General features: G+C 59.5%; 12 protein-coding genes. 6 read left to right on the top strand and 6 right to left on the bottom strand.

What is annotated here, in order from left to right:
* Positions 1-2 precede the first annotated feature (2 nt).
* Both ET418_RS02575 and ET418_RS02570 read right to left on the bottom strand, forming a co-directional pair.
* Complete coding sequence (locus tag ET418_RS02575; RefSeq protein WP_149306005.1) at positions 3-881, bottom strand: ABC transporter substrate-binding protein; 879 nt, start codon at positions 879-881, stop codon at positions 3-5.
* Entirely contained in the window at positions 878-2,797 is a 1,920-nt protein-coding gene (locus ET418_RS02570) for a TonB-dependent receptor plug domain-containing protein (protein WP_149306004.1), read from the bottom strand. Before ET418_RS02570 ends, ET418_RS02575 begins: the two co-directional genes overlap by 4 nt.
* A gap of 79 nt (positions 2,798-2,876) precedes the next feature.
* Between ET418_RS02570 and ET418_RS02565 the strand changes: the two genes are divergently transcribed.
* From ET418_RS02565 to aroF, 3 genes are all read left to right on the top strand, one after another.
* A complete protein-coding gene (locus tag ET418_RS02565) occupies positions 2,877-3,224 on the top strand; it encodes an SPASM domain-containing protein (protein WP_246152908.1) in 348 nt (115 codons plus the stop codon).
* A gap of 277 nt (positions 3,225-3,501) precedes the next feature.
* A complete protein-coding gene (locus ET418_RS02560) occupies positions 3,502-4,851 on the top strand; it encodes an alpha-amylase domain-containing protein (RefSeq protein WP_149306003.1) in 1,350 nt (449 codons plus the stop codon).
* Positions 4,852-5,176: 325 nt separating this feature from the next.
* Positions 5,177-6,196 (top strand): 3-deoxy-7-phosphoheptulonate synthase, encoded by a 1,020-nt coding sequence (gene aroF / locus ET418_RS02555; RefSeq protein WP_149306002.1) that lies wholly within the window; start codon positions 5,177-5,179, stop codon positions 6,194-6,196.
* Between the two features lie 55 nt (positions 6,197-6,251).
* Here the strand turns inward: aroF and ET418_RS02550 are convergent, their stop codons facing one another.
* From ET418_RS02550 to ET418_RS02535, 4 genes are read right to left on the bottom strand one after another with little or no spacing between them, the layout of a single operon-like run.
* On the bottom strand, positions 6,252-7,964 hold the full coding sequence (locus ET418_RS02550) for a putative bifunctional diguanylate cyclase/phosphodiesterase (RefSeq protein ID WP_149306001.1): 1,713 nt from the start codon (positions 7,962-7,964) through the stop codon (positions 6,252-6,254).
* A 10-nt stretch (positions 7,965-7,974) separates the two neighbouring features.
* Positions 7,975-8,418: a response regulator gene (locus ET418_RS02545; protein ID WP_149306000.1), complete on the bottom strand. Its 444-nt coding sequence runs from the start codon at positions 8,416-8,418 to the stop codon at positions 7,975-7,977.
* Between the two features lie 48 nt (positions 8,419-8,466).
* Positions 8,467-10,311 carry a sensor histidine kinase gene (locus ET418_RS02540; protein ID WP_149305999.1) on the bottom strand — a complete coding sequence of 615 codons (1,845 nt, stop codon included), beginning with the start codon at positions 10,309-10,311 and terminating at the stop codon, positions 8,467-8,469.
* A complete protein-coding gene (locus ET418_RS02535) occupies positions 10,308-12,524 on the bottom strand; it encodes a sensor histidine kinase (protein ID WP_188055232.1) in 2,217 nt (738 codons plus the stop codon). Before ET418_RS02535 ends, ET418_RS02540 begins: the two co-directional genes overlap by 4 nt.
* A gap of 247 nt (positions 12,525-12,771) precedes the next feature.
* Here ET418_RS02535 and gcvT point away from each other — a divergent pair, with 247 nt between their 5' ends.
* The 3 genes from gcvT (at position 12,772) to gcvPA (ending at position 15,815) form a co-directional block, all read left to right on the top strand.
* Positions 12,772-13,863: a glycine cleavage system aminomethyltransferase GcvT gene (gene gcvT / locus ET418_RS02530; RefSeq protein ID WP_149305997.1), complete on the top strand. Its 1,092-nt coding sequence runs from the start codon at positions 12,772-12,774 to the stop codon at positions 13,861-13,863.
* A gap of 63 nt (positions 13,864-13,926) precedes the next feature.
* Complete coding sequence (gene gcvH, locus ET418_RS02525; protein ID WP_149305996.1) at positions 13,927-14,298, top strand: glycine cleavage system protein GcvH; 372 nt, start codon at positions 13,927-13,929, stop codon at positions 14,296-14,298.
* Between the two features lie 176 nt (positions 14,299-14,474).
* A complete protein-coding gene (gene gcvPA / locus ET418_RS02520; protein ID WP_149305995.1) occupies positions 14,475-15,815 on the top strand; it encodes an aminomethyl-transferring glycine dehydrogenase subunit GcvPA in 1,341 nt (446 codons plus the stop codon).
* Positions 15,816-15,817: the final 2 nt, after the last annotated feature.

Here is a 15,817-nt window from a genome sequence, read left to right as displayed (position 1 = left end):
GATTATTCTCTTGGGTGCAGAGCAACACGCTCGGCTGCTATGCCCAGGTGTTTCATGACGCTCGGATTGGTTTTGAGCTGGATTCTGCGCGGGTAGGCGAGGGGTATGTCCGACGCCTCGGTCCCCTTGAGGATAGCCGAACCCATATCGCTCGCCTGCCTGCCCAGTTCGGCGCGGTCGATCTCCAGGACCGCCGCCGCCCCCAGGCCCAGATAGGCGTTGGCAAAGGACACCACCGGTACGTTGTGCTCCTGGGAAAAACGGAAATAGGCTTCCACCGTTTCCCGGGCGACGGCCGTGGCGTCGGGAAGCATCCACAGTGCATCGACTTTGCCGGCCAAGGTCGCAAGTTGGGTCAGGGTATCCCGCGGGGTCGAAACCTCGCGCACCACCAGCTCTATCCCCATCCGCTGGGCCGCCTGGCGGGCCAGTTGCACGTACCAGCCGCTCTTGGCGGGATGGTAGATCAGCCCCACGCGGCGCTTTTTCATCCCATGAAACAGGGAAAGGTAGCGTTCCGGCGGCGCGAACATGTCGATGCCGGTCAGGTTGGAGTGGGTGGCGTGACGGCTATGGATGCCGAGGGAGATCAGGGCGATGACCGGGGTTTGCCGCAGCTTGTTGGCCGCTTCCAGGGCCCGGTCTCCCAGGGCCAGGACCAGGGCGGGCCGATCTTCGCGGACGATGCGGCTAATGTCCACATCGGCGTAGTCGGCGAGCACGACCACCCGCTCCGAAAATCTGCGGTTGGCGCGGAACCCGGCAAGGGCCTCTTCGAAGGCCGGGTCGCGGCGGCTCTGGAGCACCAGCACATCGTAGGCATCGGCCGCAAGGGGGAGCAACAGGGCAAGTGAGACTATGAAGGCGGTCAGTATCCTCAAAAGCGCACCCTCATACCACCCTCGAACCAGCGGGAAGGGTTGGGCGTATAGCTATCGCTGAATTGGGCGCCGTTGAACAGGTTATGGCCCGAGAAAAATACCTCCAGTGTGGTTTTTTCCCGTTTGAGGACTGTTGCCCCCAAGTGCAGATCCCACACCAGGCCATAATAGCGGGCCAGGTACGAGGGGTCCTGGTTCCACCAGATATGGCGGCCGGTCAGTACTCCGCGGAATGTTTTGTCGTCGTAGTGTACGGATGCCTGCACGGTATGGCGCGGGAGGCCATATACCTGGGAACCGTCGATACTGCGGGTGGTGTCGGTGAAGGTGTAGCCGGTCGCCAGCGACGTATTCCAGACAGGAACGGTGCGAGCCTCAAGTTCGGCTCCCAAGGCGATCTGCTTTTCCGGGTAATAGGTCTGCGTGTCGAAGTTGTATGTCTGGATGTCCCATTTCTGGTTGCGAAACAAGGTTCCCTTCAACCAAAGATACGGAACCGCTTGGCTCTCCATGCCGATTTGGGAGGTCCATATCCTCTCAATATTTGTGTTGGCGATGTCCCGCAGGCTGTAACCCAGCCCGGTGTAGCCCCGCAGGAGGGTCTCATCCGTGAGCCGCCAGACCACTCCCAATGAGGGGCTGAAGGTGTCCGTACGGCCAGAGGTATTGTCAAAGCGGGCGCCGGGGATGATTGAAATCGCCCCTATGTTGAGGGTGTCGTTGAGGTAGAGTCCGAAGTGTTTGATTTTGACAAAGGTAGCGTCGCTACCGTAGACTAGATTCGCCTCGGTCTGTTCGTAGACCCCTCCCAACACCAGAAGGTTGTTCTCTTCGCGCCAGGTGAGTTTGACGTCGGCGCCATAGACTCGGTCGCGGAAGCTTCTCTGAGGGTCCGCTGCGCCGGTACTGATGGCGCTGGAAAAGTAGTCGGAACCATGGTTCAAATGGCGGACAATAGCCTCAATGTCAATGGCGCCGGTCAGGGGGTTGCGCAGCCCGACAGAAGCGGTGAGTTGTTTGGCGTCTTCCTTTTCCTGGGAGTTTATCTCGGACACATAGCTGTCGCCCCGGTTGTCAGCCTTGGTGTAGCCGATATTCCCCCACACCTGCCCCTGGCCCGGAAGGTCCCAGGCAAGACGGCCAAAGATATTCCGGCTATAGATGGTGTGGTAGGGGAGGAGGCCGCCGGAGCCGAGGTAGCCGCCGGACAGGTAATAACCCAATCTGCCGTCAGTGCCCGAGAGGGAAAGGCCGGCATCGGTAGTACCCCGTTCCCCTTGGGAGGCGTCTGCGGTCCCACCCAGTTTGCGCCCCTGTTCCGGGGAATGGGTGGTGACGCTGATCACCCCGCCCAGAGCCTGCCCCCAGGAAGATGAGCCAGCCCCCTTGACGATCTCGATCCGCTCGATAACCCGCGCCGGGATCAGGGCCGTGTCGGCAAAGTTGCCGCTGGTGTTGATCGCTACGCCATCCACCAGCACCAGCACGTGGTTGTAGTCGGAGCTTTGAATGAATGTGAAGGACTGGCCGCCAGGGCCGCCCCGTTGCTGTGTCTGAATGCCGGGAATGGTGGCCAGGACGTCGGCCAGGGTGTGGGCGTTGAGGGCCTCGATATCTGCAGCGGTAACGACGGTAACATTCTCGGCGGTCTGGGAGAGCGGCTTGGGTGCGCGGGAGGCGGTGGATGCCTCCTCCTGCCAGGCGCTGAAGAGATCCAGGGTCTCGTCGACCTCTTCCCCCCATGCCAGGCAGGGGAGGGTGCCGAGAGCCAGGCAAAGGGCCACCAAAATGGTGCTGATGGTATGTTGAGGTTTGTAGAGTGCCATGATAGGATTCTGTGCGCGGGATACTACCAGAAACAAAGACTGGATGTCCAGCACGTTGGAAACCCTTTGTGTGTTTTGATATTTGTTCATGGATTGCTCCTTGCCTGTCTCTGGAAAAGGAACGGGTATTTGAAAGGGATTCTTGACCGCACCAGCGTCCGTTTCTCCCGTGATTTTTGATGGCCTTCACGATCTGGTGGTGGCCTACATCATGGGGCGGGAGGAGTTGCGGATCGGTTCCCTGGCCGAAGGGATCGACGCTTATGCCGTGTCCCACAACCTGGATGTGTGGAAAAACGACGAATGCCTGGAGTGCGCATACCTGCCCATCTGTTTCGGCGGTTGCCGTTTCCTGAGCCTGCTGCGCACCGGCGCCATTGATGGTGTCGATTGCCGTCGCGCCTACCTGGATGCCGCCTTGGAACAGCTCGTTCGCCAGGATCTGGCCATGGGCAGATCCTGGCATAGCGGCGTTGTTAATTTTGTTAACATTCTCTTGATGGACGTAACGCTATGAAATGAATATTATTTTTATGGAGTGTTAAAAAATTTACACTTTGTGTTTATCGATATTTTTTAGTCAATTCGCCATGTTGCTACACTGTTTTGAAATAGTGTTAAAAAAATTAACAGTCCCCTCCGCCCCCTTGGTCTCCCCGAATAACGCCATGAGTTGCCGTTCGAAAACTACTTGAAAAAGTGGGATTTCCTCCGTGCCTTTGTGGCCACGCCGCCGTGTTGTGGTAGTATTTCAGAACAGCCCAAGGGCTATCGCAGACATGGGGAGGGACATCATGGGTGTTCTGATGCAGGCGTTTTACTGGGATTGCCCCCGGGAGGAGGCCCAGGAATATACGTGGTGGAAATTCCTTGCCACAAAGCTCGGCGGGCTTGAACAGGCCGGCTTCACCGCCCTCTGGCTCCCGCCTGCCGGTAAGGCCGCCAACATCGGCGGCATGTCCATGGGGTATGATGTCTATGACTATTACGACCTGGGAAAATACCCGCAAAAGGCGCTGCGCAAGGTCAACGGCGTTGATGAGGTAAAAACCTGGTTCGGTTCGGAAGAGGAGTTGCGCGCCCTGATCAGGGCCGCGCACGGCTGCAGCCTGAAGGTCTATGCCGACCTGGTTCTCAACCACAACAACGGCGCCGACCAGCAGGAATTCAACCCGATCCTGCAAAATTACCGCTGGACGAAATTCACCCCCCAAAGCAATCGCTTCACCCGCGACTGGACCTGCTTCAACCCCTCTCCCTACACCGAGAACGACCCCGCCGCCTTTGGCGGGATGCCGGACCTGTGCCACATCAATCCCCGCGTCTCCACCGGTATCCTCAACCACGCCAAGTGGATGATCGAAGAGATCGGTTTTGACGGCTTCCGCTACGACTTTGTCAAGGGGTTCGGCGCCTGGATCGTACGGGCGATTCACGACCGCCAGTACACCCGAGGAGGGCAGCCGGTATCTCTCTTCGGGGTGGGGGAGTGCTGGGCCGGAGACGATTTCATCGACAGTTGGCTGGATTCGGTCAACAACTGGGCCGTACACCGGGTTGGAGCCTTTGATTTCCCGCTGCGCTACCGGTTGAAGGATCTGTGCGACACCTACGGCTTCAGTCTGCGGACCCTGGCGGACGGCGGCGTGCTGATAAAGGATCGTCCCCACGAGGCGGTGAGCTTTGTAGATAACCACGATTTCAGCGGCAACGACTGCGTGGTGAACGACAAGATGCTGGCCTACGCCTATATCCTCACCCACGAGGGATACCCATGCGTCTTCTGGAAAGACTATTTCAACTACGGTCTGGCCCGGCCCGGAGAGCCGGACGGGATCGAGCGGCTGGTCAAGGTGCACGAGAGCCATGCCGGGGGCGGCACGGCCATCCGCTACGTGGACGACCTGCTGTACGTCATGGAACGCACCGGCATTGCCAGTCAGCCGGGGTTGCTCTTTGTCCTGAACAATTCCGGGGGCTCCCTCGGCAGACGGGTGCAGTCCGGTTTCGGAAACACGACGCTGAAGCCCCTGGCCTGGGGCGGCAAGGGTGCTATCCCCCAGCCGGCAGCGACCACCACCGACAGTGACGGATGGTGTCAGGTCGAGGCGCCGCCGCGGGGCTATGTGGTGTACGGGGTGTGAGGCGACGGGGGTGCCCTGTCGGGGCCTTGGGAAACCGTTGTCGGCAAAGCTGAAAAAATTACCCTTGACAAATTCTCAGCGGCTGTGATTTAGTACCAACCATGAATTCGAATCGTTTCTTTAGCGCCTTTTACTTTTTCTTTTGGTACGGCTTTTATTTCAGGCCGTCTGCCCGGGCAAAGGTGTAAGCGCAAGGAAGCGAAACCATTACACACCACAAGCCGGGTGGACAGACAGTCCCCCGGCTTTTTTGTTTACCGCAGCAGATGCGGACAGGGCCGGGGGGAAACCTTCGGCCCTTTTGCTTGTGGGAAAGGAACAGGGGATGATCATCGTAATGAAGGCAGGCGCGGCAAAGAAGGACATGGATGAGGTGTTGAAGCGCATCAAGGAATTGGGCTACATGCCCCATGTGATCCACGGCTCGACCCGGGATGTCATCGGTGCAGTGGGGGACGAGCGGGGCAAGATGGTGTTGCACTCCCTTGAGTCGCTGCACGGCGTTGAAAACGTGGTGCCTATCCTGCAACCGTACAAGTTGGCCTCCAAGGAGATCAAAAAGGAGTCGAGTGTCGTGCGCATCAACGATGAGGTGTCTATCGGTGGGGAACGGGTGATCATGATGGCCGGTCCCTGTTCCGTTGAAAATGAACGGCAGATCGTTGAAACGGCCGAGGCGGTGAAAAAAGCGGGGGCCTCCATTTTGCGGGGCGGAGCATTCAAACCGCGCACGTCGCCCTATTCGTTCCAGGGGTTGGAGGAGGAGGGGCTCAAGCTGTTGGCCAAGGCCCGGGAGGTGACCGGCCTGCCGTTCGTAACCGAGGTGATCAATCCCGAAACCGCCGAACTGGTGGCGGAATACTCCGACATCCTCCAGATCGGCGCCCGCAACGCACAGAATTTCGCGCTCCTGAAAAAGGTCGGCCAACTCGGCAGGCCGGTTTTGCTGAAACGGGGCATGTCCATGACGATCCAGGAGTTTCTCATGAGCGCCGAGTATGTCATGAGCGAGGGGAACCAGTCGGTGATCCTCTGCGAGCGCGGCATCCGCACCTTCGAGACCGCCACCCGCAACACCCTCGACCTTTCGGCCGTGCCGGTGCTCAAGGAAAAGACCCATTTACCGGTGGTGGTAGATCCTTCCCACGGCACCGGCAACCATCACTATGTCGCCCCCATGTGCTATGCCGCCGTGGCGTGCGGAGCCGACGGCCTGATTGTCGAGGTCCATCCCGATCCGGAGCATGCCTCCAGCGACGGGCCGCAATCGTTGAAGCCGGCAAAATTCCAGGCGATGATGGACAAGCTGCGCTTGTTCGCCGAGGCGGCGGGAAGAACTCTGTAGAGCTGGTGGCGTCCTGTGCGGCACACGAACCGCACAGGACGCCACAATGGCGTGGCTAGTGTGTTAACGTAGTGTAGGTACGCAGAAGCGGGATAATGTCTTCCGGCAGCAGGGGGTGACACATGAAAAATCCCTGCAACTCATCGCATTTGCTGTTGTGAAGGAAGGAATACTGCTTCTCCTGTTCGACCCCTTCGGCCACCACGTTGAGCCTGAGTGAGTGGGCCATGAAGATGATCGCCTCGGCGATGGCCGCATTATCCCCGCCGGGGGTGATATCGCGCACAAAGGTGCCGTCGATCTTGACCCGGTCGATGGGGAAGTGCTTGAGGTATGAGAGGGAGGAATAACCGGTGCCAAAGTCATCGACGGCCAGGGAAACTCCCAGTTTCTTCAGTTTTTTCAGAATGGGGATGCTTTTCTCTCCCTGTTCAATGATGGTGCTTTCGTTCACCTCCAATTCAAGGCAGCCGGGCGGGAGGTCCGATTCCTCCAGGGCCGATGCGACAATGTCGAGGAAGCTGTCATGTTTTAACTGGCTGGCCGAGACGTTGACGGAGATGCGCAAGCCGTCTGAACCGCCGTTATTATGCCATTGCCGGGCCTGCCGGCACGCCGTCCGCAGGACCCACTCGCCGATGGCGACGATCATGCCGGTCTCTTCGGCAATGTTGATGAATTGAGGCGGGAGCATGTCCCCATGCTGGGGGTGGTGCCAACGGATCAGCGCCTCGAACCCGATGATCGTCCGGCTCGCGATGTCGAACAGCGGCTGGTATACCAGGAAAAATTCGTTCCGTACCATGGCCTGGCGCAGGTTCGACTCGATCACCTGCCGCGCGAGCGCCAGCCGGTTCATCTCTTCGGAGAAAAATTGGTAGTTGTTGCGCCCCTTTTCCTTGGCCTGATACATGGAAATGTCGGCGTTTTTCAGCAGTTCGTCGACCGTTGTGCCATTTTCCGGGTACAGTGCGATACCGATGCTGGCGCTGGTGTGGATGGTATGGTTTTCGAATTGAACCGGTTTTCTGAGGGCTTCGAGAATCTTGTCCGCCACCTTTGGTACGTCGTCTCCCCCGGAAAGGAGGGAGAGGATGATGACGAACTCGTCGCCGCCGATGCGGGCCACGGTGTCGGAACTGCGCAGGCATCCCTGGATGCGGTCGGCGCTGATCTTCAGCAGGCGGTCGCCGTAGGCGTGCCCCAAGGTGTCATTAACGTATTTAAACTGGTCAAGGTCGAGGTACAGGAGCGCCAGGCTCTTCTTGTCCCGTTCAGCCATGACGATGGCCTGCTTGAGGCGGTCGCTGAACAGTACCCGGTTGGGGAGCCCGGTCAGGGTATCGTAGTAGGCCAGCTTCTTGATCTCCGCCTCGGCCCGTTTGCGTTCGATGGTGTAACGGATGGCTCGGCTCAGCAGATTGATGTCGAACTGTCCCTTGAGCAGATAGTCCTGGGCGCCGTGCCGCATGGCGGTGAGGGCCAGGGCGTCGTCTGACATGCCGGTCAGGACGATGATCGGAATGTCGGGGGCCTGGGTGTGCATGCGGTGCAGCGTCTCCAGCCCGATGCTGTCGGGGAGCGAGAGGTCGAGGAGGATGACGTCGAAATGTTTCTCCGAAACGAGTTGTATCGAGGAGGCGATGCAGTTGGCATCGTGGACCAAAAAAAGCACATCGGAGAGTTCCGAGAAACACTCTCGCAGCAGCCGGACGTCGGCGGGATTGTCTTCGATCAACAGGACTCTGATTATTTCGGCGTAGGGCATGGCGGCGCACTCACATTCCGGGAAGCTTCACAATGGAAAACCAGAACTCCTCGATGGATGTCACCACCTTGGTGAACTGCTCCAGGTCTACCGGTTTAGTGATGTAGCAGTTGGCGTGCAGAGCGTAGCTTTTGAGTATGTCCTGTTCGGCGCTGGAGGTTGTCAGGACCACTACCGGGATATGCTTCAGGCTATCGTCACTCTTGATCCGCTCCAGCACCTCGCGCCCGTCCAGCCGGGGAAGGTTGAGGTCGAGCAGGATGATATCGGGGCGGGCTGCGGAACCATATTCCCCCCGGCGATACAGGAAGTCAAGGGCTTGGACACCGTCGTTGACGACGCTGATATTATTACAGAGTTTTACGTCTTTTAACACTTCCATTGTCAGTCTGACATCGGCGGGATTGTCTTCAACTAGCAGGATTTCTGCCGGTTTGAGGTACGGTGGCGTCATGGTGTGGGCCTCCAACTGCGTCAAATGACGTAAAATGCTTGTCCTGCTTTATCTGGCCGGCAGGCTGAAAAAGAAGGTAGAACCTTTATCCGGCTCCGATTCAAGCCAAATCTTTCCCCCGTGCAATTCCACAATTCGTTTGCAAATTGCAAGACCAATGCCGGTGCCGGGATATTCGTCCCGATTGTGCAGCTTTTTGAAGAGCAGAAATATTTTTTCCTGGTATTCGGGGGCGATGCCGAAGCCGTTATCCTGCACCGAAATGATATGTCGATCTTCCGCGCTGCGGCAATCAATGGATATCACTGGTGTTTTCCGGGAGAATTTTAGCGCATTCTCCAGAAGGTTTCTCAGCAGCATGACCAGAAGCTGCCCGTCGCCGGTGAGCTCCGGGAAAGGGGCATGGGTGACGACGGCACCGCGCCGGGCAATCATCTCCTCCAGACCAGCAAGGGCGCTCGTTACGATCTCCGCGCCGTCCAGAGGGACGTGTCTGACCGGCTGCCGGCCGAGATTGAGATAGGTCAGCAGGTCGTTGAACAGGTGCTTGAGGTGGGATACGTTGGCGACGATGATGGCGATGAATTCATCGGCCTCACGGTCGAGTTTTCCCCTGTAGCGTTTTTCCAGGAGTTGCACGAACCCGCCGATGACCCGCAGAGGCTCCTGAAGGTCATGGTAGGCCAGCATGTTGAATTCCTTCAACTCGGCGTTGCTTTTTTCCAGCTCCTGCGCCTTGTGGGCCAACTCCTGCGCCGCCCGGCGGCTCTGGCTGATGTTCAGAATGAGCAGGGTTATGATCATGCCCAGGCTGGCCATGACAAAAATTGTCGTCCAGACCAGTCTGGTGTACCTCTCGTAGAATGACACGGGCTTGTTGACAAGGGTGCAGCCGTAGGGAAGCCGGGACATGGGGATATGGAAACGGGTGAGCTGGGTGTAGTCAAACATCACCCGTCCCGTTTGGCCGGTATAGACCGGCAGGGTGGCGATGTCCCGTCCATTGAGCACCTCCAGGGCCATTCCTGCGGCTTGCGCCCCATGCTGTCGCCCCCCCAGCAGGCTCCCGCCGATGATGCCATGGCCGATGCGTTCCTCATGACCGCCGTACACCGGCACGGGAGATCGTTCCCCCAAAAGCTGCGCTATCTTGGTGTGATCGAATACCCGCCCGTCCCGGTCCCGACTGTAGGAGAGCGCCAGGACGAGGCTGTCCGTTGAAAGTGACGATAATTGTCGCAGCATGCCGTCGGTTGTCAGGTTGCCCATATAGCGGATCGCGACCGGACTCTTGAACCCCTTCAGATCTTCCTCAGCCTGCCTGCGGGTCGCCAGCCCGGTGGAGGTGTAATCGTGGATAACGAAAATCTGCCGCGTTGCGGGGTGCACCTTGAGCATCAACTCCACGGTGCCCCTGACATCGAGCCGTTCGGCAACGCCGGTCACGTTGCGCTGCCCCTTGATCATCGCCGGTTCAAAGCCGTTGATGCCGCAGAAGACGATCGGGGTGCCGGGAAATATGGCGTCGCGGTATTTCAGGGCAAATTCGAGGGCCGGATTATCCACGGCGATGATCAGGGGGATCGTCACGTTCCGGTATTTCTGGATGAACAGGTCCCTGATCTTGCCGAAATGTTCCATCTTTGGGAAGTACTTGCAGTCCAGGTACTCCACGGTCGGTTCTATCTCCGGCCGCGACCGGTGCAGCGTCTCGACGATGCCGATAAGTTCGTTGTCCGACCAGGTGTAGTAGGGGTGGTAGGAGTTGAGGATCAGGATACGCGTCTTTTGCCCCCCGGCATCGGCGGCGTGGGCCGGACCGGCTATCGTCAGCGTCAGTGCCATGAACAGGACGGCAAGGTATGCCGCGTGCGCCGCGTGCAGACGCCTCATGCCGCATCCCCCTTTTCGGAAAGGTCCTTTTTGATGGTGAACGAGAAGCAACTGCCCCGGCCCGGTTCTGACGTCACCCCAATACGGCCGCCGTGGCGTTCGATGATCTTTTTGCAGACGGCCAGCCCGATGCCGGTGCCGGAGTAGGCGTCTCTCCCATGCAGCCGCTGGAAGATCTCGAAGATCCGCTCGAAAAATTGGTCATCGATGCCGATGCCGTTGTCCGTGACGCGAAATTCCCATTCCGTGGGGGTCTCGGCGCAGGCAACATGGATACGGGGCGGCTCGTCGCCCCGGAATTTGATGGCGTTGCCGAGCAGGTTCTGGAACAGTTGCATGATCTGGGTTTCATCACCCGTTATGGCCGGGAGCGGGTCATGGGTGATTTCAGCGCCGCTTTCCTCGATACGCCTCTTCAGGTTCATCGTTGCGGCCCTGAGCGCGTCCCCGGCTTCAAAAACAACGAACGGGGCGCCCTGGGATTCGACGCGGGAATACTCCAGAAGGTCGTTGATGAGCCTTTGCATGCGCTGGGCTCCATCGATTATGAAGGCGATGAATTCCCCTGCGTCCTTGTCCAGCTTGCCTTGGTACCGCCGGGCCAGAAGCTGTATGAAACTGCTTATGGTGCGCAAGGGTTCCTGGAGGTCGTGGGAGGCGATGTAGGCAAAATGCTGGAGTTGCTGGTTTGACTCCGCCAGTTTGCCCGTCAGTTCCTTCTGGGCGATCTCGACCATCTTTCGGTCGGTGATGTCCTTGACGAGCTCGATGCCGCCGATGATGTCGCCGGCCGAATTCCTGAGCGGCGAAGCCGTAACCAGCAGACACATATCCCGGCCGTTTATCGTCAGCCTGCGTTCCACCGTATGCACCTGACCGTCCTCAAACGTCTGCCTGACGGGGCAGTTGTCGCACACATGGGGCCGCTGCTCGTAGGCCTCATAGCAGAAACGCCCGGACTGGTCGTTCATCCACCCTCTGCTGGTGCCGTTCTGATAGAGGATGCGGTACTCCCGATCCTGGATGCTGATGCCGTCGCCGATGCTGGCAAGGATGGCATCGGTCTTGGCCCGTTCGTCGTGGGCCTGGCGGGTTGCCGTCTGGAGTTCCCGGACGAATGTGGCGCGTTCCTCCTCGCGCAACGCCAGGGTCCTTGCCATGTCGTCGAAGGCCTGGGCGATCAGGCCGAACTCACCCTGGGAGTAGGGGATGCCGACCTGTACATCCTGTCCGCCCGCAGCCAGCAGCATGGATGAACGCACCAAGCGCCTGGCCCGGTTGATGATGACGCGGTTGGCATAGGCAAACACCACCACGGCCGCAAGAACGACGGCGAACGTCAGAAACCACAGGTTGCGGATGAGGATGCGGTTGGCGTCGGTGAGGATCGCTTCCTCGGGCACTTCCAGCCTGATGTGGAGATAGGGGGTTGGATCGCCGGTCAGTTGCAGGGAGCGGTAGGCCATGATGCGGGACGATCCCCCCGAAGAGCGCAGGGTGATCTTCTCGCCACCCCGGGCAGCGCGCATGTCGTTGAAGATGCCCCGATCGTCTTTGGTGCCGATCTGGTAGCGGGCATCGGCGCTGTGAAACAGGATCGTGCCCGTGCCATCGAGTAAAACCAGGGCGGAGCCGGCCGGAAAGTGGGATCTGTCGAAGATTGCATTGACCCGTTCCAGGCTGACGGCCGCCTGGACCACGCCCAGCAGTTCTCCCCGGTCGCCGGTGACCGGCAGGGCAAAGTTGAAGGTCGGTTTGTTGACCGTGCGCCCGACGATGTACTCCCCGGCGGAAAAGGTCCGCCGGCGTACCGCATCGCGAAAGTATTTCCGGTCGCTTACGTTGAGCCCGGGGGGAGGGGGGACGACCGAGGCGACCGATTCGCCGGTGGGGCGAAAGAGTTGGAGGTTCAGATAGCGGTCGTCGCTGCGCAGGATTTCCCGGAACAGTCCGTCGCAGGCCGGTGCATCCATGTTGCGCACCTGGGGCAGCACGGCCAGGGTTGTCAGGAGCTGGCGCGTGCTGCTGACCGTATTGGTCATATCGCCGGCCAGTGCCCTGACGAGGGCGGAGCACCGGCTGTGGGCCTCGTTCAGGGAATTTTGCTTCTGTTCGAGACCGGTGTAGAGGATGATCGCCAGGGCGGGGGTGACCGCGAATGCGACCAACAGGATGAGGTGGGTGCGAATGGACCATCCGGAAAAAGCCTTCACCGTGCAGACTCCGGGGCTTTTGAGTGGGGATGCCGTTGTACCGGCTGATTCTATGCACAATTTTGTTTTTTCACAAGTTAAACAGTTACAAAAGGTATCATATTTCCCTCTTTTTTCGAGTTGCGTATACATCATAATTCCACTACCATGCGGAGAAAAAACAGGGAGGGGGCGATGGCGCTCCATGCCCCGTTTTTTGCGCGGCCGGGCTGAAAGCGCGCAGGTAACGAAACCGGGGGGCCGAGTCATGGATGAACAGCTTAAACAAACGCCGCTCTGCGGGCGGCATGAGGCGCTCAAGGCATTGATGGCCCCCTTCGGTGGCTGGAACATGCCGATCCAGTACGAAGGGATCATCGCCGAACACGCCTGGTGCCGCGCCAAGGCGTCGCTCTTCGATATCTGCCACATGGGGGAATTCCTCTTCGAGGGGGATTTTGCGGCCGGTGGGCTGGAGGATGTCTTCACCTTTTCCGTCGCAACGATCCCGGTCGGGCGTTCGCGCTACGGTTTCCTGCTCAACGAAAGCGGCGGCATCATCGACGACCTGATCGTCTTCCGTCTGGCACCAGACAAGGCCATGATCGTGGTCAATGCGGCCACGGCCCCCAGGGATTTAGCCGTCATCAGTACCAGGCTGAAGGGTGGCGCCTTTACCGACATCTCGGCTCAGACCGGCAAGCTGGACATCCAGGGGCCGCTCTCCCGGGACGTCATGGTGGCGGCTTTCGGCGCGGAAATTGCCGCCATACCCTATTTCCGATTCACCACCATGAACATTTTGGGTGTGGAGGCCATCGTCAGCCGCACCGGCTATACCGGGGAACTCGGCTACGAGATCTTCATCCCCTCGGACAAGGTCGTCGAGCTGTGGGATCAGCTGCTGCTGGACGAGCGGGTCAAACCGGCTGGGCTGGGGGCGCGGGACGTGTTGCGCCTTGAGGTGGGGTACTCGCTCTACGGCAGCGATATCGACGAGGCGACCACTCCGTTGGAGGCCGGTCTGGAGGGGTTTGTGGACCTGTCCAAGAACTTTGTGGGTAAGGAGGCGTTGCTGCGCCAGAAGGAACAGGGCGTAGCCCGCAGAAAGGTGGCCTTCGAGGTGAACAGCCGCCGCTCGCCGCGCCACCACTACGAACTCTGTTTCAGCGGCGAGGGGGTCGGCACGGTGACCAGCGGCGTGTTTTCACCCATGCTCGGCCGCGGCATCGGTCTGGGATTCGTCAGGCCGGACCTGGCGTCGATTGGTACGCCGCTCACCATCATCCATGAACGGGTCAGCATGGAGGCCACGGTCTGCGAACTCCCTTTCTACCGCGGCGGGTCGCTCAGGTCATAAAACGCAATCTGCCTCTGTGGCAGATTTTACAGTTTTTTTATCTTAAAAGGAGGATATGCCGACATGAGCATCTATTTCACCAAGGAACACGAGTGGGTCAAGGTCAAGGAAGGGATCGGTGCGGTCGGCATCAGCGAACATGCCGCCCATGAACTGGGGGACATCACCTTCGTGGAGCTTCCCGCCATGGGCAAGGTGGTCAAACAGTTCGACATGCTGGGGGCCATCGAGTCGGTCAAGGCCGCCAGCGACATCTTTTCGCCGGTTTCCGGCAAGGTGGTCAGGATCAACGAGGCCTTAAACGACGCCCCGGAGATCGTCAACGAAAGCGCGGAAGACGCCGGTTGGCTGGCCTGGATCGAGATTGCCGACGAGGCGGAGCTGAAGAATCTGATGACCAGGGAACAGTACGACGAGTATCTGAAAACCATTTAGGGGCGAATTCCGCCTTTGCCAGCAGGCTGTTGAAACACCCTGGTTGTTCAAAAATAGTCAGATCGTCGCACCCGCAGAAAGCCCTGCGGAGGCGTAGCAGCGCTACGCCGCACAAGGGGGCTTTTGAGGATGGCGGCGAGATGGCTGTTTTTCAACAACCTCTCAGGAGAGCATGCATGAACGACAGTCATTATTGCCCCCATACGCCGGAAGAGATCAGAGAGATGCTCTCGGTTGTCGGCGCCTCCAGCGTCGAGGAGCTGTTTGCCCCGATCCCGCCCGAATTGCGGGCCAAGACCTTCAATATCCCCCCCGGCATGTCCGAATTCGAGACCTTTGCCCGGATGCAGGCCATTGCCGCCGACAACAGCGCCGCTATGGTCAATTTCATCGGGGGCGGTTTTTACGACCATATCATTCCCGCCGTGGTCGATCACCTCTCCGGCCGGGCCGAATTCTACACCGCCTATACCCCCTACCAGCCGGAGTGTTCCCAAGGGACCCTGCAGGCCCTGTTCGAATACCAGACCGCCATCTGCCGCCTGACCGGTCTGGAGGTGTCCAACGCCTCGCTCTACGACGGCGCCACGGCCTGCGCCGAGGCGGCCATGATGGCCCTGCGGGTGACCGGCCGCACCCGGATCGTGGTGGACGGCTGCGTCAACCCCTTCTCCCGGCAGGTGCTCAGGACCTATCTTTACAACCAGGCGGTGGAGGTCGTGGAGATCGCTCCCCTGGACGGCCTGCTGAACCGCGCCGCCCTGGCCGCCTGCCTGGATGAGCACGTTGCGGCGGTGCTGGTGCAGAACCCCAATTTTTTCGGCTGCATCAAGGATCTGAGCCCCCTGGCGGAACAGGTACATGCCGCCGGCGCCCTGCTGGTGGCTTCCGTCTATCCGGTTTCCCTGGGCCTCATAACGTCCCCGGGTGAGATGGGGGTGGATATCGCCGTGGGGGACGGCCAAAGCCTGGGTAACCCGCTCTCCTTCGGCGGCCCCTCCTTCGGCTTCATCGCCGCAAAAAAGGCCTTTATCCGCAATATGCCGGGGCGCATCGTCGGAGAAACCGTGGACAAGAACGGCAAACGCGGCTTCGTCTTGACCCTCCAGGCACGGGAACAGCACATCAAGCGCCACAAGGCCACCTCCAACATCTGCAGCAACCAGGGGCTGTGCGCCCTGCGGGGCCTGATCTTCCTCTCGGCCGTGGGGAGGGAAGGGGTTGCGGAGCTGGCCCGCCTCAACCGCGACAAGGCCGAATACGCCAAGGCCCGCTTGGCCGGAATTCCCGGCGTGACCGTGGTGCAATCGGCGCCGACCTTCAACGAGTTCACGGTGTTCCTGCCCAAACCGGCCGCACCGGTCGTGGCGGAACTGCTCAAGCAGGGTATTGCCCCCGGCGTGCCGCTGGGGGATTACTACGAGGATTCGGCCAACGCCCTGGTGGTGACGGTCACCGAGAAGCGGACGAAGAAAGAGATCGACCGGCTGGCCGAGGCGTTGCAGGCCGGGTTGTAATC

This window comes from Oryzomonas rubra, assembly GCF_008369015.1.
Classification (GTDB): Bacteria; Desulfobacterota; Desulfuromonadia; order Geobacterales; family Pseudopelobacteraceae; genus Oryzomonas; species Oryzomonas japonica.
This window is presented reverse-complemented; position numbering and strand designations above follow the sequence as displayed.